General features: G+C 59.1%; 20 protein-coding genes, 3 tRNA genes, 2 rRNA genes and 1 pseudogene. 17 read left to right on the forward strand and 9 right to left on the reverse strand.

Going from position 1 to position 21,543, the window contains the following annotated elements:
- The first annotated feature begins 245 nt into the window (after positions 1–245).
- Positions 246–3,139: ribosomal RNA gene (locus LG409_RS02435) — 23S ribosomal RNA — on the forward strand.
- Between the two features lie 153 nt (positions 3,140–3,292).
- A 5S ribosomal RNA gene (rrf, locus tag LG409_RS02440) occupies positions 3,293–3,408 on the forward strand.
- Between the two features lie 99 nt (positions 3,409–3,507).
- Here the strand turns inward: rrf and hisC are convergent.
- Positions 3,508–4,569 (reverse strand): histidinol-phosphate transaminase, encoded by a 1,062-nt coding sequence (gene hisC / locus LG409_RS02445; RefSeq protein WP_227407528.1) that lies wholly within the window; start codon positions 4,567–4,569, stop codon positions 3,508–3,510.
- A 191-nt stretch (positions 4,570–4,760) separates the two neighbouring features.
- Between hisC and LG409_RS02450 the strand changes: the two genes are divergently transcribed.
- From LG409_RS02450 to mnmH, 4 genes are all read left to right on the forward strand, one after another.
- Positions 4,761–5,210, forward strand: a complete 450-nt coding sequence (locus LG409_RS02450; protein ID WP_026001970.1) for a copper resistance protein NlpE N-terminal domain-containing protein — start codon at positions 4,761–4,763, stop codon at positions 5,208–5,210.
- Between the two features lie 175 nt (positions 5,211–5,385).
- Positions 5,386–6,759: a DNA repair protein RadA gene (gene radA, locus LG409_RS02455; RefSeq protein ID WP_026001971.1), complete on the forward strand. Its 1,374-nt coding sequence runs from the start codon at positions 5,386–5,388 to the stop codon at positions 6,757–6,759.
- A gap of 58 nt (positions 6,760–6,817) precedes the next feature.
- Positions 6,818–7,855 (forward strand): selenide, water dikinase SelD, encoded by a 1,038-nt coding sequence (gene selD, locus LG409_RS02460; RefSeq protein WP_039182732.1) that lies wholly within the window; start codon positions 6,818–6,820, stop codon positions 7,853–7,855.
- Positions 7,852–8,940: a tRNA 2-selenouridine(34) synthase MnmH gene (mnmH, locus tag LG409_RS02465; RefSeq protein ID WP_039182736.1), complete on the forward strand. Its 1,089-nt coding sequence runs from the start codon at positions 7,852–7,854 to the stop codon at positions 8,938–8,940. Before selD ends, mnmH begins: the two co-directional genes overlap by 4 nt.
- A gap of 16 nt (positions 8,941–8,956) precedes the next feature.
- Here mnmH and LG409_RS02470 read toward each other — a convergent pair whose 3' ends face one another.
- The gene (locus tag LG409_RS02470; RefSeq protein ID WP_016916058.1) at positions 8,957–9,649 is read right to left on the reverse strand and encodes a type 1 glutamine amidotransferase; all 693 of its coding nucleotides are present in this window, start codon (positions 9,647–9,649) and stop codon (positions 8,957–8,959) included.
- A gap of 155 nt (positions 9,650–9,804) precedes the next feature.
- On the opposite strand from LG409_RS02470, the gene LG409_RS02475 reads away from it, so the two are divergent.
- Positions 9,805–10,407 carry a YjaG family protein gene (locus tag LG409_RS02475; protein WP_096921518.1) on the forward strand — a complete coding sequence of 201 codons (603 nt, stop codon included), beginning with the start codon at positions 9,805–9,807 and terminating at the stop codon, positions 10,405–10,407.
- Between the two features lie 29 nt (positions 10,408–10,436).
- Here the strand turns inward: LG409_RS02475 and LG409_RS02480 are convergent, their stop codons facing one another.
- The 5 genes from LG409_RS02480 to hisB are packed head-to-tail and all read right to left on the reverse strand — an operon-like array spanning position 10,437 to position 13,768.
- Positions 10,437–10,943, reverse strand: coding sequence for a hypothetical protein (locus LG409_RS02480; RefSeq protein WP_039182746.1), 507 nt, complete (start codon positions 10,941–10,943; stop codon positions 10,437–10,439).
- A gap of 9 nt (positions 10,944–10,952) precedes the next feature.
- Positions 10,953–11,726, reverse strand: coding sequence for an imidazole glycerol phosphate synthase subunit HisF (gene hisF / locus LG409_RS02485; protein WP_039182749.1), 774 nt, complete (start codon positions 11,724–11,726; stop codon positions 10,953–10,955).
- A complete protein-coding gene (hisA, locus tag LG409_RS02490) occupies positions 11,723–12,469 on the reverse strand; it encodes a 1-(5-phosphoribosyl)-5-[(5-phosphoribosylamino)methylideneamino]imidazole-4-carboxamide isomerase (protein WP_081136410.1) in 747 nt (248 codons plus the stop codon). Before hisA ends, hisF begins: the two co-directional genes overlap by 4 nt.
- Before the next feature lie 11 nt (positions 12,470–12,480).
- Positions 12,481–13,122 carry an imidazole glycerol phosphate synthase subunit HisH gene (gene hisH / locus LG409_RS02495; RefSeq protein ID WP_016916063.1) on the reverse strand — a complete coding sequence of 214 codons (642 nt, stop codon included), beginning with the start codon at positions 13,120–13,122 and terminating at the stop codon, positions 12,481–12,483.
- A gap of 52 nt (positions 13,123–13,174) precedes the next feature.
- Positions 13,175–13,768 (reverse strand): imidazoleglycerol-phosphate dehydratase HisB, encoded by a 594-nt coding sequence (gene hisB, locus LG409_RS02500; protein ID WP_096921516.1) that lies wholly within the window; start codon positions 13,766–13,768, stop codon positions 13,175–13,177.
- 173 nt (positions 13,769–13,941) lie between these two features.
- On the opposite strand from hisB, the gene LG409_RS02505 reads away from it, so the two are divergent.
- From LG409_RS02505 to LG409_RS02535, 7 genes are all read left to right on the forward strand, one after another.
- Positions 13,942–14,424 carry an acetyl-CoA sensor PanZ family protein gene (locus LG409_RS02505; protein ID WP_096923338.1) on the forward strand — a complete coding sequence of 161 codons (483 nt, stop codon included), beginning with the start codon at positions 13,942–13,944 and terminating at the stop codon, positions 14,422–14,424.
- Complete coding sequence (locus tag LG409_RS02510; RefSeq protein ID WP_189463888.1) at positions 14,424–16,757, forward strand: AsmA family protein; 2,334 nt, start codon at positions 14,424–14,426, stop codon at positions 16,755–16,757. The genes LG409_RS02505 and LG409_RS02510 overlap by 1 nt, the downstream gene beginning before the upstream one ends.
- 96 nt (positions 16,758–16,853) lie before the next feature.
- Complete coding sequence (mutY, locus tag LG409_RS02515) at positions 16,854–17,951, forward strand: A/G-specific adenine glycosylase (RefSeq protein WP_227407529.1); 1,098 nt, start codon at positions 16,854–16,856, stop codon at positions 17,949–17,951.
- Between the two features lie 44 nt (positions 17,952–17,995).
- Entirely contained in the window at positions 17,996–18,271 is a 276-nt protein-coding gene (locus tag LG409_RS02520; RefSeq protein ID WP_016916068.1) for an oxidative damage protection protein, read from the forward strand.
- Positions 18,272–18,425: 154 nt separating this feature from the next.
- Positions 18,426–18,501, forward strand: a tRNA-Phe gene (locus LG409_RS02525).
- Between the two features lie 6 nt (positions 18,502–18,507).
- A tRNA-Gln gene (locus tag LG409_RS02530) sits at positions 18,508–18,582 on the forward strand.
- Between the two features lie 72 nt (positions 18,583–18,654).
- Positions 18,655–18,730 (forward strand) — tRNA-Thr (locus LG409_RS02535).
- Between the two features lie 114 nt (positions 18,731–18,844).
- Here LG409_RS02535 and LG409_RS02540 read toward each other — a convergent pair.
- A pseudogene (locus tag LG409_RS02540) lies at positions 18,845–19,081 on the reverse strand (tyrosine-type recombinase/integrase); the annotation flags it as partial.
- A gap of 142 nt (positions 19,082–19,223) precedes the next feature.
- Positions 19,224–19,433: a helix-turn-helix domain-containing protein gene (locus LG409_RS02545; protein ID WP_227407530.1), complete on the reverse strand. Its 210-nt coding sequence runs from the start codon at positions 19,431–19,433 to the stop codon at positions 19,224–19,226.
- Between the two features lie 136 nt (positions 19,434–19,569).
- Between LG409_RS02545 and LG409_RS02550 the strand changes: the two genes are divergently transcribed.
- The 3 genes from LG409_RS02550 to LG409_RS02560 are packed head-to-tail and all read left to right on the forward strand — an operon-like array spanning position 19,570 to position 21,371.
- Positions 19,570–19,854 (forward strand): hypothetical protein, encoded by a 285-nt coding sequence (locus LG409_RS02550; protein ID WP_227407531.1) that lies wholly within the window; start codon positions 19,570–19,572, stop codon positions 19,852–19,854.
- A 42-nt stretch (positions 19,855–19,896) separates the two neighbouring features.
- On the forward strand, positions 19,897–20,442 hold the full coding sequence (locus LG409_RS02555) for a hypothetical protein (protein ID WP_227407532.1): 546 nt from the start codon (positions 19,897–19,899) through the stop codon (positions 20,440–20,442).
- Between the two features lie 14 nt (positions 20,443–20,456).
- Positions 20,457–21,371, forward strand: coding sequence for a hypothetical protein (locus LG409_RS02560; protein WP_227407533.1), 915 nt, complete (start codon positions 20,457–20,459; stop codon positions 21,369–21,371).
- Positions 21,372–21,543 lie beyond the last annotated feature (172 nt).

The raw sequence follows: 21,543 nt of genomic DNA on the forward strand, positions 1-21,543 counted from the left end.
GAATGCTGTTGATGAGCAGTGATAAGCGCTCTTTCACGTTAAAAAAGAAGAAAAGACCTTTCTTTTTCTTTTAAAGTTGAAAACACGGTCCGTTTATCACTGCTTATAGCAGTCGCTCTTTAACAATGTATATCATGCTGACAGAAACGCGTTGAACGCGTTTCTACGTAAATTGTATTGTGATACGTCTCAAGCGTATCCGGCAATCGTTATCATTGCGAACCCCAGACTCCTTCGGGTTATAGGGTCAAGCAATGAAGCGCACACGGTGGATGCCTAGGCAGCCAGAGGCGATGAAAGACGTGGTAGCCTGCGATAAGGTTCGGTGAGGTGGCAAACGACCTGCGACCCGGACATCTCTGAATGGGGAAACCCACTCATCACAAGATGAGTATCTTGCGCTGAATACATAGGCGTAAGAGGCGAACCAGGGGAACTGAAACATCTAAGTACCCTGAGGAAAAGAAATCAACCGAGATTCCCCTAGTAGCGGCGAGCGAACGGGGACCAGCCCTTAAGCGTGTGACGGATTAGACGAACAGATTGGGAAGTCTGGCCATAGCGGGTGATAGCCCCGTAGTCGAAAATCTGATCACGTGAAATCGAGTAGGTCGGGGCACGAGAAACCTTGACTGAAGACGGGGGGACCATCCTCCAAGGCTAAATACTCCTGGCTGACCGATAGTGAACCAGTACCGTGAGGGAAAGGCGAAAAGAACCCCGGAGAGGGGAGTGAAATAGATCCTGAAACCGTGTGCGTACAAGCAGTAGGAGCAGACTTGTTCTGTGACTGCGTACCTTTTGTATAATGGGTCAGCGACTTATATTCAGTGGCGAGGTTAACCGTATAGGGGAGCCGTAGGGAAACCGAGTCTTAACTGGGCGACACAGTCGCTGGATATAGACCCGAAACCGAGCGATCTATCCATGAGCAGGGTGAAGGTTGAGTAACATCAACTGGAGGCCCGAACCAGGATCTGTTGAAAAAGATTTGGATGACTTGTGGATCGGAGTGAAAGGCTAATCAAGCTCGGAGATAGCTGGTTCTCCTCGAAAGCTATTTAGGTAGCGCCTCACGTATCACCGCCGGGGGTAGAGCACTGTTTCGGCTAGGGGGTCATCCCGACTTACCAACCCGAGGCAAACTCCGAATACCGGTGAGTGCAAGCGTGGGAGACACACGGCGGGTGCTAACGTCCGTCGTGAAAAGGGAAACAACCCAGACCGTCAGCTAAGGTCCCCAAATCCTGGTTAAGTGGGAAACGATGTGGGAAGGCTCAGACAGCTAGGAGGTTGGCTTAGAAGCAGCCATCCTTTAAAGAAAGCGTAATAGCTCACTAGTCGAGTCGGCCTGCGCGGAAGATGTAACGGGGCTAAACCAGGTACCGAAGCTACGGGTTCATCCTTACGGATGAGCGGTAGAGGAGCGTCGTGTAAGCCGATGAAGGTGTGTTGAGAAGCATGCTGGAGGTATCACGAGTGCGAATGCTGACATGAGTAACGATAAAGGGAGTGAAAAACTCCCTCGCCGGAAGACCAAGGGTTTCTGTTCGACGCTAATCGGAGCAGAGTGAGTCGGCCCCTAAGGCGAGGCCGAAAGGCGTAGTCGATGGGAAACGGGTCAATATTCCCGTACCGGACATGATTGCGATGGGGGGACGGAGAAGGCTAGGTGAGCCAGGCGTTGGTTGTCCTGGTGAAAGTGAGTAGGCTTGGGTCTCAGGTAAATCCGGGACCCTCCAAGGCCGAGACACGAAACGAAGACACTACGGTGTCGAAGTCATTGATGCCACGCTTCCAGGAAAAGCCTCTAAGCTTCAGATCATGTGCGACCGTACCCCAAACCGACACAGGTGGTCAGGGTGAGAATCCCAAGGCGCTTGAGAGAACTCGGGTGAAGGAACTAGGCAAAATGGTGCCGTAACTTCGGGAGAAGGCACGCCGGCGTAGGGTGACGAGACTTGCTCTCCAAGCCCGAACCGGTCGAAGATACCAGGTGGCTGCAACTGTTTAGTAAAAACACAGCACTCTGCCAACTCGCAAGAGGACGTATAGGGTGTGACGCCTGCCCGGTGCCGGAAGGTTAAGTGATGGTGTTAGGCCTCGGCCGAAGCTCTTGATCGAAGCCCCGGTAAACGGCGGCCGTAACTATAACGGTCCTAAGGTAGCGAAATTCCTTGTCGGGTAAGTTCCGACCTGCACGAATGGCGTAATGATGGCCACGCTGTCTCCACCCGAGACTCAGTGAAATTGAAATCGCCGTGAAGATGCGGTGTACCCGCGGCTAGACGGAAAGACCCCGTGAACCTTTACTATAGCTTCACACTGGACGCTGATGTTGCCTGTGTAGGATAGCTGGGAGGCTTTGAACCTCGGACGCCAGTTCGAGGGGAGCCAACCTTGAAATACCAGCCTGGCATCATTGGCGTTCTCACTCAGGTCCGTGATCCGGATCGAGGACAGTGTGTGGTGGGTAGTTTGACTGGGGCGGTCTCCTCCCAAAGCGTAACGGAGGAGCACGAAGGTACCCTCAGCACGGTCGGACATCGTGCAATGAGTGCAAGAGCATAAGGGTGCTTGACTGCGAGACAGACACGTCGAGCAGGTGCGAAAGCAGGTTCTAGTGATCCGGTGGTTCTGTATGGAAGGGCCATCGCTCAACGGATAAAAGGTACTCCGGGGATAACAGGCTGATACCGCCCAAGAGTTCACATCGACGGCGGTGTTTGGCACCTCGATGTCGGCTCATCACATCCTGGGGCTGAAGTCGGTCCCAAGGGTATGGCTGTTCGCCATTTAAAGTGGTACGCGAGCTGGGTTTAGAACGTCGTGAGACAGTTCGGTCCCTATCTGCCGTGGGCGTTGGATGTTTGAGAAGAGCTGCTCCTAGTACGAGAGGACCGGAGTGGACGACCCTCTGGTGTTCCGGTTGTCACGCCAGTGGCATTGCCGGGTAGCTATGGTCGGACGGGATAACCGCTGAAAGCATCTAAGCGGGAAGCCCCCTTCAAGATGAGACATCCCTGAGGCCTAGAGCCTCCTGAAGGGCCCAGCGAGACCAGCTGGTTGATAGGCACGGTGTGGAAGCGCTGCAAGGCGTTGAGCTAACGTGTACTAATGGCCCGTGAGGCTTGACCCTATAACACCCAAGGGGTCTGGTCGTGATGATAACGAAGAGTGTGAATGCACTCGCAACACCGGATATGCCGCAGTGAGCCCAAGGGCTTGCTGACAAGAGACGCACACAATACACGTCAAAAACACCTCAGCATGATATGCATTACCTGTTACGCCTGACGACCATAGCACGCGTGAACCACCTGATCCCATGCCGAACTCAGAAGTGAAACCGCTTAGCGCCGATGGTAGTGTGGGGTCTCCCCATGTGAGAGTAGGTCATCGTCAGGCACTTATATCGTAGAAAGCCCCGAGCACATTGTGTTCGGGGCTTTTTGCTGTGCGTTGCATACGTCGAAACACCCAGCCAAAGGCTGGGTGTGAGCATCGTCAGGCGCAGAGCGTTTCCATGGCTTCGATAAAGCTGTCCATTTCGTCGTCCGTGCCGATGGTAATGCGCAGAAAGTTGTTCAGCGCCTCGGTGTTGAAGTGCCTGACCAGAATGCCACGCTCACGCAGGCCAGCGAAGAGCTGGGCGCCTTCATGGTGAGGGTGCTGGGCGAACAGGAAGTTGGCCTTGGAAGGCAATACCTCGAATCCAAGCCGCTCCAGGCGCTGGCGGGTACGCTCCCGGGTGGCGATCACGTTATTGCGGCAGGCGTCGAAGTGTTCGGTATCCTTCAGGGCTTCGATGCCCACCAGGCTGGCCAGACTATCTACGGGGTAAGAGTTGAAGGAGTCCTTGACCCGCTGCAGGCCTTCGATCAGCTCGCTGGAGCCAATCGCATAGCCCAGCCTCAAGCCTGCCAGGCTACGTGACTTGGAGAACGTGCCCGTGACCAGCAGGTTCGGGTAGCGGCTAATAAGCGACACGGCGCTGTCAGCGCCGAAATCCACATACGCCTCATCCACCAGCACCACGCGCTCGGTGACTTTCTGCAGAAGCGCCTCGATGGCTTCCAGCGGGTGAGCATGGCCCGTGGGGGCGTTAGGGTTGGCAAAGATGACGCCGCTTCGCTCACTCGCGCTGGCCAACGCATCCATATCCACTTCCCACTGGGCATTCAAGGGATGCTTGCGCAGCTCTACGCCGTAAAGGTTGGCATATACCGGATAGAAACTGTAGGTGATGCTGGGTACATCGAGAGGTGCCCCTTGGCAAAAAAACGCCTGAAATGCGAAGGCCAGGACTTCATCGGAGCCGTTGCCCACGAAGGTTTCCGCGACGCTGACGCCGTAGCGGCTGGCCAGGGTTTCACGCAGCGCCAGTGAGGTAGGGTCGGGGTAGAGTCGTAAATGATCGGTAGGGTATTGGGCCAGCGCCTGGCTGACACCAGGAGCCGGGGGGTAGGGGTTCTCGTTGGTGTTGAGCTTGATCACGCGCTCGCGGGGCTGTTCGCCGGGAATATACGGGGTAAGATCCCTGACGGCAGGGCTCCAGTATTGGCTCATGGGGGTAACCTGATTGTGCGGATGTGAATATCCCCATGGTCGCCTGATGGCCGCAAGAGCGCAAGCATTCCCATTGGCCGCGATTCGGCCCATACTTCTCCTGTGAAGGGGTGGGCGTCGCACCTTGTAGCGGTTATGCTGTCATAAGCGCGCGAAAGAAATGTATGTCCAACACCATAAGGAGACACGCAATGCAATTCAGGAGTTTGCTAGCCGGTTCGGCTATGTTGGCACTGCTGGCGGGCTGCGCAGCTGGCCCGACGGATCAGCGCGACGACGCAGGCATGAGCGCCTCACAGGCTAACTACCAGGGTACTCTGCCCTGCCGTAACTGTGACGGCATTGACCTGGATGTGACCATGCAGGGTGAAGAAATGGCCGCTCCGGAAGAGCGTACCTTTACCTTGAATGCGACTTACCGCAACCACCCCCAGACACCGCCCGATGAAAACTACGCCGGTAACTGGGAAGTGCTGACGGGTACGCCTGCCGACCCCGACGCGACGGTCTACGAACTGACACCGGACGGTGACGGCCAGATCTACTACTTCCAGCGGATCGACGAGCGTACGCTCGAGCTGATCGACCCGGAGCGTCGTCGCTTTGAAAACGGCGAGATGCTGCAACTGCGTCGCCAGTAATCGCTGAGCGCATCGCATCAAGGCGGCCATTGGCCGCCTTTTGTATGTCTGGCGGTGGTGAAACAGTAGCAATGACGGTCGTTACAACCGTCTTAACGACCGTCGCAACAACCGTTGTAACAACCGTTGCAACAACAGTGGCAAGTACAGTCATGCGAGACAGGAGCGGCTAGCGGTGGCAAAAGCAAAGAGCGCCTTTGTGTGTACCGAGTGTGGTGCCGAGTATCGCAAGTGGCAGGGGCAGTGCACCAGCTGTCAGGAGTGGAATACGCTCAGTGAGATCCGGTTGACCAGTGCGCGGCCTGGCAGCGGAACGACGGCGACCGGGCGCGCTGGCTATGCGGGCAACCTATCGAAGGAAGTCGTGGACCTCAGTAACGTCGACCTCAGCGAAGTGCCACGGTTGACCTCCACCTTTGCCGAGTTCGACCGTGTATTGGGAGGCGGCCTGGTACCGGGCTCGGCCGTGCTGCTGGGCGGGAACCCTGGGGCAGGCAAGTCGACGCTGCTGCTGCAAACGGCCTGCAAGCTGGCTCAGCAACGCCGCATCCTCTATGTGACCGGCGAGGAGTCGCTTTCCCAGGTCGCCATGCGAGCGCATCGCCTGCAGCTTCCCACCAACGGCTTGAAAATGTTGGCGGAAACCAGCGTCGAGACCATTCTGGCCGTTGCCGAGCGTGAAAAGCCCGAGATTCTGGTCATCGACTCGATTCAGACCATGCACCTGGAGGATATCAGCTCGGCGCCCGGCGGCGTGGCGCAGGTGCGCGAGTCTGCCGCAGCGCTGACCCGCTTTGCCAAGCAGACGAACACCGTGCTGCTGCTGGTGGGGCATGTCACCAAGGATGGCACCCTGGCAGGCCCCAAGGTGCTCGAGCACATGATCGATGCCTCGCTGCTGCTGGAGGGCGGGGCGGACTCGCGGTTTCGCACCCTGCGTGGCCAGAAGAACCGCTTCGGCGCGGTGAACGAGCTGGGCGTGTTCGCCATGCTGGAGCAGGGCTTGAAGGAAGTGAAAAACCCCAGTGCCATCTTCCTGTCGCGCCAGGAAGAGCAGGCTCCCGGCAGCCTGGTGATGGTGGTATGGGAAGGCACGCGGCCGATACTGGTGGAAGTGCAGGCGCTGGTCGATGAGTCAGCCCTGGGGAACCCGCGCCGGGTCGCCGTCGGGGTCGATCAGAATCGCCTGGCCATGCTGCTGGCAGTATTGAACCGGCATGGTGGGCTGTTCACCGGTGACCAGGACGTGTTCTTGAACGTGGTGGGCGGAGTCAAGGTGCTGGAAACCAGTGCCGACCTGGCGGTGCTGCTGGCGGTAGTGTCGAGCCTGCAAAACCGTGCGCTGCCCAAGGAGCTGGTCGTGTTTGGCGAAGTGGGGCTTTCCGGCGAGATTCGCCCCGTGCCCAGCGGGCAGGAGCGTATTACCGAGGCGGCCAAGCATGGCTTCTTGCGCGCCATCGTGCCGCGCGCCAATGCGCCAAAGCAGTCGCCCAAGGGCATGGAAGTCATCCCGGTCGACAAGCTTAGCGATGCCCTTGAGGCGTTGTGACATGGACTATGCTGGATAGCAGAAACGCCAGCCCCGAGCATAGCAAAGGAGAGTCACCATGAGTTCGATTCGATTGACCCAGTACAGCCATGGAGCAGGCTGCGGCTGCAAGATTGCCCCAGACGTGCTGGACGGCATTCTGGCCAAGGCGGGCCCCGCCGCGGGGCATCAGCGCCTGATCGTGGGCAACCAGGGGCGAGAAGACGCCGCGGTGTACGATCTGGGCGATGGGCGGGGCATGATTGCCACCACCGATTTCTTCATGCCCATCGTCGATGACCCCTTCGATTTTGGACGCATTGCGGCCACCAACGCCATCAGTGATGTCTACGCCATGGGCGGCACGCCGGTGATGGCGCTGGGCATTCTGGGCTGGCCACTCGACAAACTCGCGCCCGAAATAGCCGGAGACGTCGTGGCCGGAGCGCAGGCGGTATGCCGCGAGTTGGGCATTGCGCTTGCGGGCGGGCACTCCATCGATGCTCCAGAGCCGATCTTTGGCCTGGCCGTCAATGGCCTGGTGTCGCTTGACCAGCTAAAGCTCAATAGCCAGGCCAAGCCCGGTGACCTGCTGTATCTCACCAAGCCGCTGGGCGTGGGGCTGTTGACCACCGCTGAAAAGCGCGGCCTGCTGGAAGCAGGGCACCAGGGGCTTGCCCGTGAAACCATGCTCAAGCCCAACACCATTGGCGTCGCGTTGGCCGGTGTCAAAGGAGTGAACGCCATGACCGACGTGACCGGCTTCGGGTTGGCAGGCCATCTGGCGGAAATGTGCAGCGCCAGTGGCGTGAAGGCCCACGTGGACTTTCGCCGCTTGCCGCGCCTGGCGGAGGCCGAAGGCTACCGCCGCCAGGGAGCCGTTCCCGGAGGCACCCAGCGCAATCAGCAGGCGCTGGGCAGCGCCTTGCCCGCCATGGACGAAGCCCACTGGCAGTGGCTATGCGACCCGCAAACCTCGGGAGGGCTGCTGCTGAGTGTCGATCCCGCCTGGCAGGACGACGTGGAGCGCATAGGTCGCGAGCACGGCGTCACGCTGGAACCGTTTGGCGAGATGCAGCCTGCCAAGGGCAACGCCGTGATCCAGGTGGTCGGATGACGCTGCCCACGCTGCCTGCTTCTTTGGAGCTGGTGGCGCGTAATACGCCCTTGATCGATGTGCGTGCGCCGGTGGAGTTCGCCCAGGGCAGCCTGCCGGGAGCGGTGAACTTGCCGCTGATGGACGATGAAGAGCGCCGCCAGGTAGGCATTGCCTATAAACAGCAGGGCCAGCAGGCGGCGATTGCGCTGGGTGAACGGCTGGTCAGCGGTGCGGTGAAGCAGTCCCGGGTGCTGGCCTGGCAGGCTCACCTGGCGCGTTATCCTGATGCACTGATCTACTGCTACCGTGGCGGATTGCGCTCCCAAATCAGCCAGCAGTGGCTGGCCGAGGCGGGCCTGCTGCGGCCCCGCATCGAAGGTGGCTGGAAAGCACTGCGGCAAAAGCTCTGCCAGCGCATCGACGAGGCCGCCCACCAGCCGCTGCTGGTGGTGTCTGGCCTGACGGGCTGCGCCAAGACGCCGTTGATCAACCAGTTGCCCAATGGCATCGACCTGGAGGCGTGCGCCCAACACAAGGGTTCCGCGTTTGGGCGTCAGCCGGAGGAGCCCGCCACGCAGATCGATTTCGAGCATGCGCTGGCCCAGCGGCTGATTGGCCAGCCAGGCAAGCTGGTGATGGAGGACGAGTCGCGGCAGATCGGCAATGCCAATATCCCGCTGCCGCTATGGCAGGCACTGCAACAAGCGCCGCGCATCCGCATTGAAATGCCGCTGGACTGGCGGTTGGACCAGCTGCGCCGGGACTATATCGAAGCGCTGGAGAGAGGCTATACGGCCCGCTTTGGCCCCGATGAGGGGCGTCAACGCATGCAGCGACAGCTCGCAAGCGCCCTGGAACGGCTGGCCAAGCGGCTGGGGCATGCACGGCTACAGCGTTTGCAGCGGCTGCAGGCCATGGCGTTTCGTGCCCACGAGGCGGGCGACGTCCAGGCTCACGAGGCGTGGCTGGCCCCGCTGCTCACCGAGTATTACGACCCGCTCTATCGTTACCACCTGGAGAAACAGCAGAGCCACCGGCCGCCCGAACTGCACGTGGGGGACTGGGAAAGCTGCCTGGCCGCCGCTCGGCAGTGGAGTGCCTAGCGGCGGCCGATACGCATCAGAGGCTTTTGAGCCACTGGGTCATGACCCGGTCCAGCAGCGGTGCCAGACGCTGAAAGCGCTTGGGATCTGCCTGTATCTGATCGCCGGTTTGCAGGAAGCGCCCGGCGGAAGGGCTCCTGGCCGTGGGGAGCGCCTCGGCATTCAGCAAGGAAGCCGCGCTGGCCTGGGTCATTTCGAGATGGCATAGCAGCGCCACCACGCGACCAGCATCCCAACTGAACCCCTGGAGCGGTGCCGCCGCACTGCCGCCCAGGGGCAGCGCGCCGTCAGGCAGGCTAAATACCAGGCGATGCCACATGAAGGCATCGAACTGCTCGGGCAGGTCAAAGGTGCTCTCTGGCGCCAGGGTGACAGGGTGCCAGCCCGTTTCGGGGTAGGTGCCGGGGGCGATGACGGCGCCCAGGGCTTCGGCGATCCATAGCGCCCCCAGGCCAATGCCCATGACGGGTTTTTGGCCATCGAGGTAGCGGTGGATGAGCTTGCGCTCTGCCTTTTGCCAGGCGGGCGGGGCGCTGAACAGCGCGTCGGGGCCGCTCAGTACGATGAGCGCGTCGCACTCGCCAGGGCGCGGGGTCAGCTCCCCTGCGTATAGATGAAAAACGGTGTAACTATGGCCCATGCTCTCCAGCCAGTCTTGCAGGCGAGCGGGTCCATGGTCAGGGCCGTGCTGTAGCAGATGAATATGCATGGTAATCTCCTCGCCGGCCGCACACATCAAGCGCGGCGGAGCTTGCCCGCCGCGAGTGTGGGACGATAACGTATCGCGTCCACTTCACCAATACCGTTTATCAATACCGTTTCATCAATACCCTCTTCATCAACACAGTGACCCAGGACATCAGCATGGTGGCAAAACCCACAGGATTCTATCAGCGTCTGCAACTGCTGCCGCTGCCCGCCCAGCAAGCCTTCATGGCGGCCTTGTGCGAGCGGCTGCTACCCAACTACGCCCTCTACGAGCAAACCACGGGCCACGGTGATGGGCATACCCTGCGTACCGTGCTGAGCCTGGTGTGGGAGCGCTTGAGCGTGCCCAATGCCAGTATCGACTTTGCCCGTCAGGCGGAAAAGCTGGCGGAGTGCGAGCCACCGGCCAACGATGACAGTTTCGGGGCGCGCCGCGCGCTGGACGCCGTGGTCTCGATCTCGGCGCTGCTGGATACCTTGCAGGGTGAATCGCCGGAAGCGGTGCTGGACGTGAGCCGCACCTCCCGGGCAGGAGTGCGGGCATTCATCGAGCTGACCGAGGGAGAGGTGGATGCACAGGCGCTGGCGCTGATCATCCGCGACCACCCGCTGATGGCCGATGAAAACGACTTTCAGGATGCGGTGCTGGAAGCCGTCAGCGAGCCGCTCACCAAAGCGGTGTTAAAAGAGATTCGCTTGCTGGGGCGCAACAACGGCATCAGCAACCTGGGGCTTTCGCTGGAAGAGGGCGACAAGTAGCCGCCCTTGGGTCTTGCGAACGAACGGCCTTAAAAACGGACGCCCGCCGTGATCATCATGCCCGCCGTGCCGAACACGATCAGGTCCGACTCGACGCGCCCCCATTGAATGCCCACGCTGGGCAGCAGGGCGGGGGCGATTTCGTAGCGGTTGAAGGGAATCTTGTCGCGGAACTCATCCTTGTAGCCCCGCAGCAGCCCGCCGGTGAGCTTGGCGCGCACGTTGATGTTGTCGCCCAACTGCCCTAGCGGAAACTCCCGCCCAGCGTAGAAGTACCAGGTGGGCTGGTCGAAGGAGTTCTTGAACCAGGCGGCACCCGCCAGCCAGCGGTCAGGGTTGTGCAGCTCGACACTCACCAGATCCTGCTGGTTGGTGTGCTCCGGGTCGGGGCTGAAGTGCCGGGTCAACAGGCTGGTTTGCACCAGCGTGTGGTCCAGCTCGAAGGCCGGTGGCCAGTCAGGCATAGAAAAGGCCGAGGCAGATGCGCTCAGCCAAATCATTGCCAGGCCACCTAACCAGGTGCAGGCACGGGGCATGTCACTCTCCTAAAGGCGCATCTCGATGCCGCGCTCGGCCATGTAACGCTTGGCCTCGGGAATCGTGTGCTCGCCAAAATGGAAAATGCTGGCGGCCAATACCGCATCCGCACCGCCTTTCAATACGCCGTCCACCAGATGGTCCAGGTTGCCGACGCCGCCCGAGGCAATCACTGGCACGCTGACGGCCTCGGAAATGGCGTGGGTCACGCCCAGATCGAACCCGATTTTGGTGCCGTCGCGGTCCATGCTGGTCAGCAGTAGCTCGCCTGCGCCGAACTCGACCATTTTCTTGGCCCACTCGACGGCATCCAGGCCCGTCGGGCGGCGCCCACCGTGGGTGAAGATTTCCCAGCGGTCGGGTTCGCCCTGCTGAGAAACCTTCTTGGCGTCGATGGCCACCACGATGCACTGGCTGCCAAATCGGTCGGCGGCTTCCCGCACGAACTCCGGGTTGGTCACGGCGGCGGTGTTGATCGACACCTTGTCGGCGCCCGCGTTGAGCATGGTGCGAATATCGTCGCAGGTGCGAATACCACCCCCCACGGTCAGCGGGATGAACACCTCGCCAGCGATCCGCTCGACCATGTCCACGGTGGTGGCGCGGTCTTCGTGGCTGGCAGTGATGTCGAGGAAGGTGATTTCGTCGGCGCCTTGCTGGTTGTAGCGCTGGGCGATCTCCACCGGGTCACCGGCATCGCGGATACCGACGAAGTTCACGCCCTTCACCACGCGCCCGGCATCGACATCCAGGCAGGGAATAATGCGCTTGGCCAGGCTCATGCACGGCCTCCGCTCAGCTCGTCGCTCAGGCGCTGGGCCTCGGCGACATCCAGGCTGCCTTCGTAGATGGCGCGTCCGGTAATCGCCCCCAGAATGCCGCTGTCGGCCACGTCGCACAGCGCGCGAATGTCATCCAGGTTGGTGACGCCGCCCGAGGCGATCACCGGCAGGCCGCCTTCGCGGGCCAGCGCCGCGGTGGCTTCCACGTTCACGCCCTGCATCATGCCGTCGCGGGCGATGTCGGTGTAGACGATGCTGGAGACGCCATCGTTGGCGAAGCGCTTGGCAAGCTCGGTGGCCTTCACGGTGGACACCTCGGCCCAGCCGTCGGTGGCCACGAAGCCATCCTTGGCATCCAGGCCCACGATGATGTGGCCCGGGAAGGCGCGGCACATTTCACCGACGAATTCCGGCTCCTTGACCGCCTTGGTACCGATGATCACGTAAGAGACCCCGGCGTTCAGGTAGTGCTCGATGGTGTCCGCCGAGCGGATGCCACCGCCGATCTGAATGGGCAGGTTCGGGTAGGCGCGGGCAATGGCCGTCACCGCGTCGCCATTGACCGGTTTGCCTTCGAAAGCGCCGTTCAGGTCCACCAGATGCAAGCGACGCGCACCGGCGTCTACCCAGCGCGCGGCCATGGCCACCGGGTCGTCGCCGTAGGAAGTGGCTTCGTCCATGCGGCCCTGCTTCAAGCGCACACACTGGCCGTCTTTGAGATCAATCGCGGGAATTACCAACATAGTGAAACCTCTCAGGGCGTCCAGGTGACAAAATTTTCCAGCAGGCGAAGGCCTGCGCGGGAGCTTTTTTCCGGGTGAAACTGCACCGCGAAGGTGGCATCGCGGCCAATCGCCACGTGGGCGCTGACGCGACCGTAGTCCGTCGTGCCGAATACCTGGGCATCGTCGGCGGCATTCACGTAGTAACTGTGCACGAAATAGAAGTGTTCGCGGTCATCGATGCCGGCCCACAGCGGGTGATCATGATGCTGGGCGACCAGGTTCCAGCCCATGTGCGGCACTTTCAAACGCTGCTCCTGGGCATCGCGCATGTCCGCCGGGAAGCGGTCGACGCTGCCCTGGAAGAAGCCCAGGCAGTCCACGCCGCCATTCTCTTCGCTGCGCTCCATCAGCATTTGCTGACCCACGCAGATACCCAGCAGCGGCTTGGCCTGGCGGGTCAGAATCTCCTCCACCAGCCCGCGCAGCTCGGTACGCTCCAACTCGCCCACGCAGTCGCGGATGGCCCCCTGGCCAGGTAGCACCACGCGGGTCGCGCCCAGAATGCGCCGGGGGTCACGGGTAATGATCACGTTCTCATGGGTGACGTGTTCGAGCGCCTTGGCGACCGAGTGCAGGTTGCCCATTCCATAATCGATCACGGCAATGGTCATGAAGCGCTCCTTGTCGAGGTCATCGAGCGATGGCTGATCGCTGCGTTAGGCATTACAGGCACCCTTTGGTGGAGGGCATCTGCCCGGCCATGCGGGGGTCTTCCGACACGGCCATGCGCAGGGCGCGGCCAAAGGCCTTGAAGATGGTTTCTGCCTGGTGGTGGGCGTTGAAGCCCTTGATGTTGTCGATGTGCAGCGTCACCCGGGCATGGTTCACGAAGCCCTGGAAGAACTCCCAGAACAGCTGGGTGTCCATGCTGCCGATGGTATCGCGGGTAAATTCCACGTTCATGAAGAGGCCGGGACGCCCGGAGAAATCGATGACCACCCGTGAGAGCGCTTCGTCCAGCGGCACGTAGGCGTGGCCGTAACGGTAAATGCCGCGCTTGTCGCCAATCGCCTCATGAAAGGCCTGGCCCAGGGTGATGCCCAGGTCTTCGACGGTGTGGTGGTCGTCGATATGCAGGTCGCCCTTGGCGTCGATATCGAGGTCGACCATTCCGTGCCGAGCCACTTGGTCAAGCATATGGTCCAAAAACGGAACGCCCGTGTGGCAGCGAAGACGGCCTTCACCATCAAGGTTGACGCTGACCGTGATCTGCGTTTCGTTGGTGTCACGGCTAACCGTGGCAATACGCGCTGACATGTTGCATCTCCTGCGCCGAGGCGCACTCTGAGGAATAATCGGCGGGCGGCGGCTGCGGCCAAAACAAGCATTATAGAGAATCGGCCCCCCCATCCGCTACAATGCGTGAAATGTCGCCGCCCATTGCGGCGCTCAAACAGCAGCCTGGCTGCATTGGCAACGAGGATTTCACCATGCCGGTGACACTGCAATACGTCGACCAGGCCCGATGGGACGCCGATGAGCAAGTGCGTATCGACCTCGTGCGTATCTATGAAGACGCACCGCAAGAGCGCATGCCACCCCCCAGGGTCTTGCCCTTCATAGAGCAGCATTTACAAGGGCAGCATGTGTTTGCCTGCGCCCTGTTCAACGACCGCCTGCTGGGAGCCGTGGCGGTGCAGGAGGGCGATGACCGCGCCTGGTGGCTATCCGAGCTGTGCGTGCGCAAGACCACGCGGCGGCGCGGCGTGGGCTCACGGCTGATGGCGCTGATGGGCGAGCAGGCCAAGGAAGAGGGCCGTGTACTGCGTATTGCCACCACCACGCTGCCGCTGGCCGACCGCGTGCTGCTATCCAAATTGGGCTATCGGCCCATCGCCGATGCCGAGCCAACGGAACCGGGCCTCCCGGCCACCAGTGATTTTGTAGAGCTAGACCCTCAAGGGAAAGGTTAATGAAACAGCTACTCCGTATTTTACTGGCGGCCATCGGCATTCTTGCCATTGCCGCCGTCGCTGCCGTGGTCTACGTCACCACCTTTCTGGACCCGGAAGACTTCAAGCCCCGGCTGACCGCCGTGGTGGAAGAGCAGACAGGGCTCAATCTGGCGCTGGAAGGCCCGATCAGCTGGTCGTTCTACCCGCGTATCGGTGTCAGCGTCGAGCAGGCCCGTGCCTGGCTGCCCGAACAGTCGGTGGACGAGTCTGCTTTCGCGGCGATCGACCGGGCCGAGGTGAGCGTGGCCTTCGCGCCGCTGCTACGGGGTGAAATCGCCGTGGATGGCCTGACGCTCGACGGCATGCGCCTGAACCTGGTGAAAAACGCCGAAGGCGAGGGCAACTGGGAGCCGCTGCTGGAGCGCCTCTCCGAACACAGCAACGAGTCCGCCGAAACCGTGCTGGCACCGGCAAGCGCAGGCCCCAATGCCGATGCGGGCAACCTCTCGGTGGTGCTGAACATCGCCAGCGTAGAAGTCAAAGGGGCGGATATTCGCTACCGCGATGAACAGAGCCAGGCCCTGTGGCGGGTACAGCCGCTGAACATTTCGGGTACCAACGTCAACCCGGTGCGCTCCTTCCCGCTCAAGGCCATGTTCACGCTCTCCCGGCACAACCGCCTGGATGCCGAAGTGCTGGAGCGCACGCCGGACATGACCAGCGAGGTCAACCTGGAAACTCGCCTGCGCCTTGGCTTGCAGGATGAGCAGATCACTCTGGAGAATACCCAGCTCACCACGCAGACCCGCCCTGGCGCCAACAGCGAGCCCCAGCAGCTCAGCCTGAAAGCGGCTGAAATCGTGGCGCGCATGGGCGAGCAGCAGCTCAGCATTCGGCAGGGCGTGCTGGATGCCGGCCTGCGCCATGCCGACAACTGGCAGGGAAGCCTGGCCCTTTCGCTGGCATTCGGCCTGGAAGGCGACCTGGCCGCTCAGACTGCCCAGTTGAAGGACCTGCAACTGACCGGGCCGGATGGCCTGCGGGTCAGCGGCCACCTCAACCTCGAACAGCTGCTGGAAGCACCTCAGTACAGCGGCCAGCTCACCGCAGCCCCCTTTACCCTGCGGCCCTGGATCTCGCGCACTGGCGCAACGCTCAATACCACCAGCGAAGCGGCGCTGAGCGACGTGGCCCTGACCAGCCCGGTCGAAGGTGATCTCTCGCGCATCGCCTTGCCACGCCTCTCGTTGGTCATCGATGACAGCACCTTTACCGGCGACGTGAGTGCTGCTCTGGATGGCAGCCAATTGAGTTTCAACCTGGACGGTGACCAGCTCAACCTGGACCACTACCTGCCGCGGCCTGCCGCCCCCGAGCAAGCCAGCCGAGGCCTGCTGCGCAGCGCCTTTGCCCAGCCCGAAGAAGCCCTGCTGCCCCAGGAGTGGCTCAGCGGCCTGACCCTGCAGGGGGATCTCAGCGTCGGCGAGCTGCAGCTGGCGGGCATGACCTTCAACGATACCCAGCTGGCGCTGCGCGGTGACGAGGGCAGCCATCGCCTGACCGGCTTCGAATCGCGTTTCTATGGCGGCGAGCTCAGCGCCACCGGCGCGCTGGACGCCACCGACAGCGTGATGACCTGGCAATTCGCGCCGCGCATCAGCAATGTGCAAGTGGCCCCGTTGATCGAAACCTTCAGTGACGAAGAGGCCCCGCTGCGCGGCCGCTTCAATCTGGAAGGCAGCTTGACGACCCAGGGCAACAGCCGTCAGGTGCTGCTCAGCAACCTCAACGGCGAGCTGGATGCCCGGCTGAACGAAGGCGCTATCCTGCGTACCAATATCTCCCGTGAAATGTGCGAGCTGGCGGCGCTGCTGGAAGGCCAGGGCACCACCCGTGAGTGGCATCCCGATACGCGCTTCGAGCGCTTCGACGCCACGTTCCAGGTACGCAACGGCGTCGTGCACAGCGATGACTTGTCGATCACCCTGCCGGGTATCGAAGTGCAAGGCGAAGGCGAACTCAACCTGACCTCTCAGGACTTCATGACGCTGGCCAATGCACGCCTTGTCGATACCGCCGACGCCGCCTGCCAGGTGAACCCGCGCCTGGAGCAGCTGCCGCTGCCCATCCGCTGTGAAGGCCACCTGGGGGATGATAAAGCCGAATGGTGCCGCTTCGACCGCACCGCGTTCCAGGCCAGCGTGGTAGATTTGCTGCGCACTGAAGCGGGCGGCCGTCTGGAAGAAGAGCTCGAAGAGCGCCTGGGCACCACCATCGAACGCATCGACGAGCGCCTGGGCGAGGGCGCGGGCCAGGAGCTGCGCGAAGGTATTCGCCGCCTGTTCAATTGATACGCCTGCCTCCCTATAGAGAAGGAGGCACCACCCCCTGCATGCGCCGGCCTTACCGCCGGCGCTTTTTTCATGGCAAGCACTTCAGGAGTGACCATGGCCGAGATGCCTACGCCGTGCCTGGCGGCCGATGAGTTTCAACACCGTCTACTGCGCTGGTTCGACCACTATGGCCGCCACGACCTGCCCTGGCAGTCACCCCGCAGCGCCTACCGCGTCTGGGTGTCGGAAATCATGCTGCAGCAAACCCAGGTGGCCACGGTAATCCCCTACTTCGAACGTTTCATGCAGCGCTTCCCCACGCTGGAGGCCCTGGCCTGCGCCCCCCAGGATGAAGTGCTGCACCTCTGGACAGGGCTGGGCTACTACGCCCGCGCCCGCAACCTGCACAAGGCGGCCCAGCTGGCGCTGGCCGAGCATGGCGGCGAGCTGCCCACCCAGAGCGTCGATACGCTGATGACGCTGCCCGGCATCGGCCGTTCCACTGCCGGGGCGATCATTGCCCAAAGCACCGGCCAGCAGGCCGCCATTCTGGATGGCAACGTCAAGCGTTCGCTGACACGGCTGCACGCCGTGGCGGGCTGGCCCGGCCAGCCTGCGGTAGAGCGCTCCCTGTGGGCGCTGGCCGAGTACTTCACCCCCACCACGCGGTTGGCCGACTACACCCAGGCGGTGATGGATTTTGGCGCCACGCTGTGCAAACGCAGCAAGCCTGATTGCCCCATCTGCCCGTTCAATGACGTATGCCGCGCCTACGCCCAGGGCGAACCGCAGCGCTTCCCGGAATCGAAGCCCAAAACAGTTACCCCCACCCGTGAAACCCTCATGCTGATGCTGCAGGACCCCCAGGGGCGCGTGTGGCTGGAACAACGCCCGCCCAGCGGCCTGTGGGGCGGGCTCTGGAGCCTGCCGCAGTTCGAGCGCCACGGCGAGCTGAACCACTGGCTGGAGGATAACGTCGTCGCCGCCCGGCGCCTGGCGCCGCTGCCCGCCTTTACGCATACCTTCAGCCACTTCAAGCTTTTGATCACCCCGCAGCCGGTGAGCTGTGAACGGCTCACCGGAGTGCGCGAAAATGGCCTATGGTATGACGTTCACCAGCCACCTGCGTTAGGCTTGGCGGCACCCGTCAAATCGCTGCTGAGCCAGCTGGCGCCGTTTGACCTAGACCCGGCACCGGGGCCAGCGCGCTGACCACTGGCACGATTTTCATTAGGCATCCGCCCAGGAGCTATTCCATGAGCAACACCGTTTTTTGCCGCAAGTACCAAAAAGAGCTGCCCGCGCTACCTTTCCCGCCGCTGCCCGGCAAGCAGGGCCAGGAAATACAGGCCACGGTGTCACAGCCCGCCTGGCAAGAGTGGCAGGCCCTGCAAACCCGCCTGATCAATGAAAAGCACTTGAACATGCTCGACCCCGAAGCACGCGCCTATCTGATGGAGCAGATGGAACGCTTCCTGGACAACGAAGCCACCGACCAGGCCGAAGGGTACGTGCCCCCCAGCCAGGCATAAGCCCCCGTCAGGGTTCCGCCGTTACCCGCAAAGGGCGCAGGCGTGGCCGTGGCTCACGCGGCCCAATGTGCCCTAAGCATGTGACGAGAAAGAAAGTTTCACAAAGGTGTTGACGAAAACAGAAGCTTTTGGTTTAATACGCACCGTTGGCAAGGGCCAGATAGCTCAGTTGGTAGAGCAGGGGATTGAAAATCCCCGTGTCGGCGGTTCGATTCCGTCTCTGGCCACCACAACGTTGGGGTATCGCCAAGTGGTAAGGCACCGGTTTTTGGTATCGGCATTCCCAGGTTCGAATCCTGGTACCCCAGCCATTGCCAACAAGATTTCTTGTTGATTGGCTAGTTTAACGGCAAGCCAATCAAATTCTCAAGAAAACGCGACGCGCCGACATAGCTCAGTTGGTAGAGCAACTGACTTGTAATCAGTAGGTCCCGGGTTCGACTCCTGGTGTCGGCACCACTAAAAGTGGTTTGAAAGCAAAGCGTTAGAGAACATGATCAAGCCGCCCTTCGGGGCGGCTTTTTCGTATGTGTCCATAAAGTGTCCACAGTGTGGACGTTGAGAGCGCTGGTGTCAGGCCGTAGTGGATAGGGGATTGAGCTTTACGGCTTCCTCCAAATGATCCGGTGCAAAGTGTGCATAGCGCATGGTCATGGTGATCGACTGATGACCGAGTATTTGCTGCAGCACCAGGATGTTTCCCCCGTTCATCATAAAGTGACTCGCGAACGTGTGACGTAGTACGTGGGTCAGCTGTCCTTCCGGTAGTTCTATCCTCAGGTCCTTTATTGCTCTGGCAAAGGCTTTGTAGCGGAGACGTTCGAGTTGGCATCCCTGCTTGGTGATGTAGGCCGCTTCACTGTCAACAGGAGCTTCTGGGTGGCGCTATAGAGGCCACCCATATCCAGCAGCGTGCTGGAGGCGTCTAGCGTAGCGAGAGAGGCATAGGCGCTCATGACCAATCCTCCGATTGCAGGCACTCAGCGGTAAAGAGCGCGACGTTCACGAGGCGACGACGGCCCACCTTGATGATGGGGAGGTTGCCTTGGTTGATCTGGCCGCGAACGGTGTCGGGGGATAGGCCAGAAAGCTCGGAGAAACGCTCGATCGTCATGACGGGCACCTGAGGTGCGGGGACGTGGGGCGTGTTGCTCGTTTCCATGCTGTACCTGCTCGCTGTGGCATGTTGTGGTAGTCTTTCTTGGTCAACACAGCGTCATACAATCGTTGTCATGGCGCTGATAGCGTGTACTTAAAGTAGAGTACACTCACAACTAAGGTTACTCAGAGTTGAGTATATGTCAAGCGAGCTTGCAAAAAAGATCCGTGAAATTCGTGAAGTGGAAACTTCAGGAAGAGGAGAGTTTTCGCAACTAATTGGAATTGCTAAGAAAACTCTGGAAGGGATTGAGCAGACTGGGCGGGTGCCGAAAGGAGACCTTCTAGAGTCGATCTGCAAGCAATGGCCGAAGTACACGCTTTGGCTAATGACTGGCATGACAGATGAGACGTGCGGACAAATAAGCCCCGAGATAGAGAGGGCACGCAGCACGTTGAAGAAAACGGGAACGGATACCGACTAGCACAAAGGGTTGTGGATAGATGGTTCCAAGGAGGTAGGGGTTGTGGGTAAAAGAATATATATAGCTTTTGTCATAACATTTATAGCAAGTTCTGAAGTTAATGCTCTGTCATTAGAGAATAAAATAGAAAGTCATGAGTTTATAGGAGACGTTTATAAGTTTTTAGAAACTATAGAAGATGTCTTGGTAGAGCATGAGTTAATCATAGAAGGTATTGATGATCTAACTGTAAGAGAAGGCTGCTCTGACGAGATGCAGCTATACAATAATACTGGTGAAGGAAAGCGAGAAGGGCAAGGTGTTTGTGCAGGTGAAGTACTGATCAACTTCGCTGAAATTCATGTTACTGGTGAAAGTCTGGCTGGAGACCAGTGGGGCTTAAGTGAAAGGCAAAGAGTTAGAGGAGCTTTTGATAACAGAGCTGCAGAGTTTCTTTGTAACTCTGAGGCAAAGGAAGTCATGGTAAGTTATGATATTCAGATGATTAAGTACGTTTTTCTTTATAATGGTTTTTCTATGAATATAGGTAGTTGCTCAAGCAGCTTATTAGAGAAAACAGAAATTGTTTGGGAACAACAAAATCAATAGAGTGGGAGTCTAACATGTCAGGGAATGAAGTTGTGATCAGAAACGATGAGCCTGAGAAGAAAACAAAAACCGCTTTTATTGTCACTCCTATAGGGGGGGATAATACTGGTATTAGAAGGGCAACAGATGGTTTGATAAAATCAGTGTTGTCTCCTGCGCTGAAAGAGCATGGTTTCGAATGTAAAGCGTCACATGAGGAAGATGATTTAGGTTCTATTTCAATTAAAATTATTAAGCATTTGATTGAAGATGACTTGGTAGTAGTAAACCTATCTACATTAAATGCAAATGTTATGTATGAACTCGGTATAAGGCATGCAACTGGCAAGCCAGTGATTCTTATATCAAACAAAGAAACTGAGCTGCCCTTTGATACAAAAGATCAAAGAACTATCTTTTATAGTAATGATATGATGGGCGGCCTAGAGCTAAGAGAGAAGTTGGATAAAGTACTGTCGGATCCTCGAAAGCTAGAAAGTAATGAGGGTAATCCTATTTATATGGCGACAAGTGATAGCGTTTTAAATAAAGCTATACAGGAAAAAGTTAATAGTGCAAATGTGAGCCCTGAAGAAAAGGACTTAGTTAATATGGTTCTTTCAAAAATGGAGAAGTTTGAAAATAAAATGAGCGCTATGATAACGCATAATAAAGAATACGAGGTGGAGAGTTATTATAGTAGGCTAATGGAATATGTTAATTCGTCAGTCGATGGGTACGGTATAGTAAGAAGGTCAGGTAACTATTTGATAGGGATTAAAGATCAATTTTGGGCAGATGCTGTCAAGAGAAATATAAGCCAAGCAAATTATAAAATCTCTGATGCAGTAAGAGAAAGTGGAGGTTTTATTATTTGTGTGGCAAATAACGATATAGGTACTGGTGAAGAACTGAAGAAAATCGTACTGAATAGTGAGCTTCCATTCTAAGAAAGATTGATATAGCTTAAAGTGTCCACAGAAACATGCTTTAGTGTGCTGGGATGAGTTTTTGAACGCGCGTAAGTTTCTGATTTTAAGATAAACATGCTGTTGTGAGTAAGTAAGTAAGGTTCTTGTAATCAGTATGTCCCGGGTTCGACTCCTGGTGTCGGAACCACTA

The organism is Halomonas sp. NyZ770 (assembly GCF_020616575.1).
Taxonomy (GTDB): Bacteria; Pseudomonadota; Gammaproteobacteria; order Pseudomonadales; family Halomonadaceae; genus Vreelandella; species Vreelandella hamiltonii.

Coding starts and splice junctions, on each gene's coding strand:
- LG409_RS02510 (WP_189463888.1), top strand. CDS start 14,424: ATGAAACAGCTACTCCGTATTTTACTGGCGGCCATCGGCATTCTTGCC.
- hisH (WP_016916063.1), bottom strand. CDS start 13,122: ATGACCATTGCCGTGATCGATTATGGAATGGGCAACCTGCACTCGGTC.
- LG409_RS02480 (WP_039182746.1), bottom strand. CDS start 10,943: ATGCCCCGTGCCTGCACCTGGTTAGGTGGCCTGGCAATGATTTGGCTG.
- LG409_RS02545 (WP_227407530.1), bottom strand. CDS start 19,433: ATGGAAACGAGCAACACGCCCCACGTCCCCGCACCTCAGGTGCCCGTC.
- LG409_RS02550 (WP_227407531.1), top strand. CDS start 19,570: ATGTCAAGCGAGCTTGCAAAAAAGATCCGTGAAATTCGTGAAGTGGAA.
- hisA (WP_081136410.1), bottom strand. CDS start 12,469: ATGTTGGTAATTCCCGCGATTGATCTCAAAGACGGCCAGTGTGTGCGC.
- selD (WP_039182732.1), top strand. CDS start 6,818: ATGAGTTCGATTCGATTGACCCAGTACAGCCATGGAGCAGGCTGCGGC.
- mnmH (WP_039182736.1), top strand. CDS start 7,852: ATGACGCTGCCCACGCTGCCTGCTTCTTTGGAGCTGGTGGCGCGTAAT.
- LG409_RS02470 (WP_016916058.1), bottom strand. CDS start 9,649: ATGCATATTCATCTGCTACAGCACGGCCCTGACCATGGACCCGCTCGC.
- LG409_RS02475 (WP_096921518.1), top strand. CDS start 9,805: ATGGTGGCAAAACCCACAGGATTCTATCAGCGTCTGCAACTGCTGCCG.
- LG409_RS02505 (WP_096923338.1), top strand. CDS start 13,942: ATGCCGGTGACACTGCAATACGTCGACCAGGCCCGATGGGACGCCGAT.
- hisB (WP_096921516.1), bottom strand. CDS start 13,768: ATGTCAGCGCGTATTGCCACGGTTAGCCGTGACACCAACGAAACGCAG.
- LG409_RS02450 (WP_026001970.1), top strand. CDS start 4,761: ATGCAATTCAGGAGTTTGCTAGCCGGTTCGGCTATGTTGGCACTGCTG.
- LG409_RS02560 (WP_227407533.1), top strand. CDS start 20,457: ATGTCAGGGAATGAAGTTGTGATCAGAAACGATGAGCCTGAGAAGAAA.
- LG409_RS02520 (WP_016916068.1), top strand. CDS start 17,996: ATGAGCAACACCGTTTTTTGCCGCAAGTACCAAAAAGAGCTGCCCGCG.
- hisC (WP_227407528.1), bottom strand. CDS start 4,569: ATGAGCCAATACTGGAGCCCTGCCGTCAGGGATCTTACCCCGTATATT.
- hisF (WP_039182749.1), bottom strand. CDS start 11,726: ATGAGCCTGGCCAAGCGCATTATTCCCTGCCTGGATGTCGATGCCGGG.
- mutY (WP_227407529.1), top strand. CDS start 16,854: ATGGCCGAGATGCCTACGCCGTGCCTGGCGGCCGATGAGTTTCAACAC.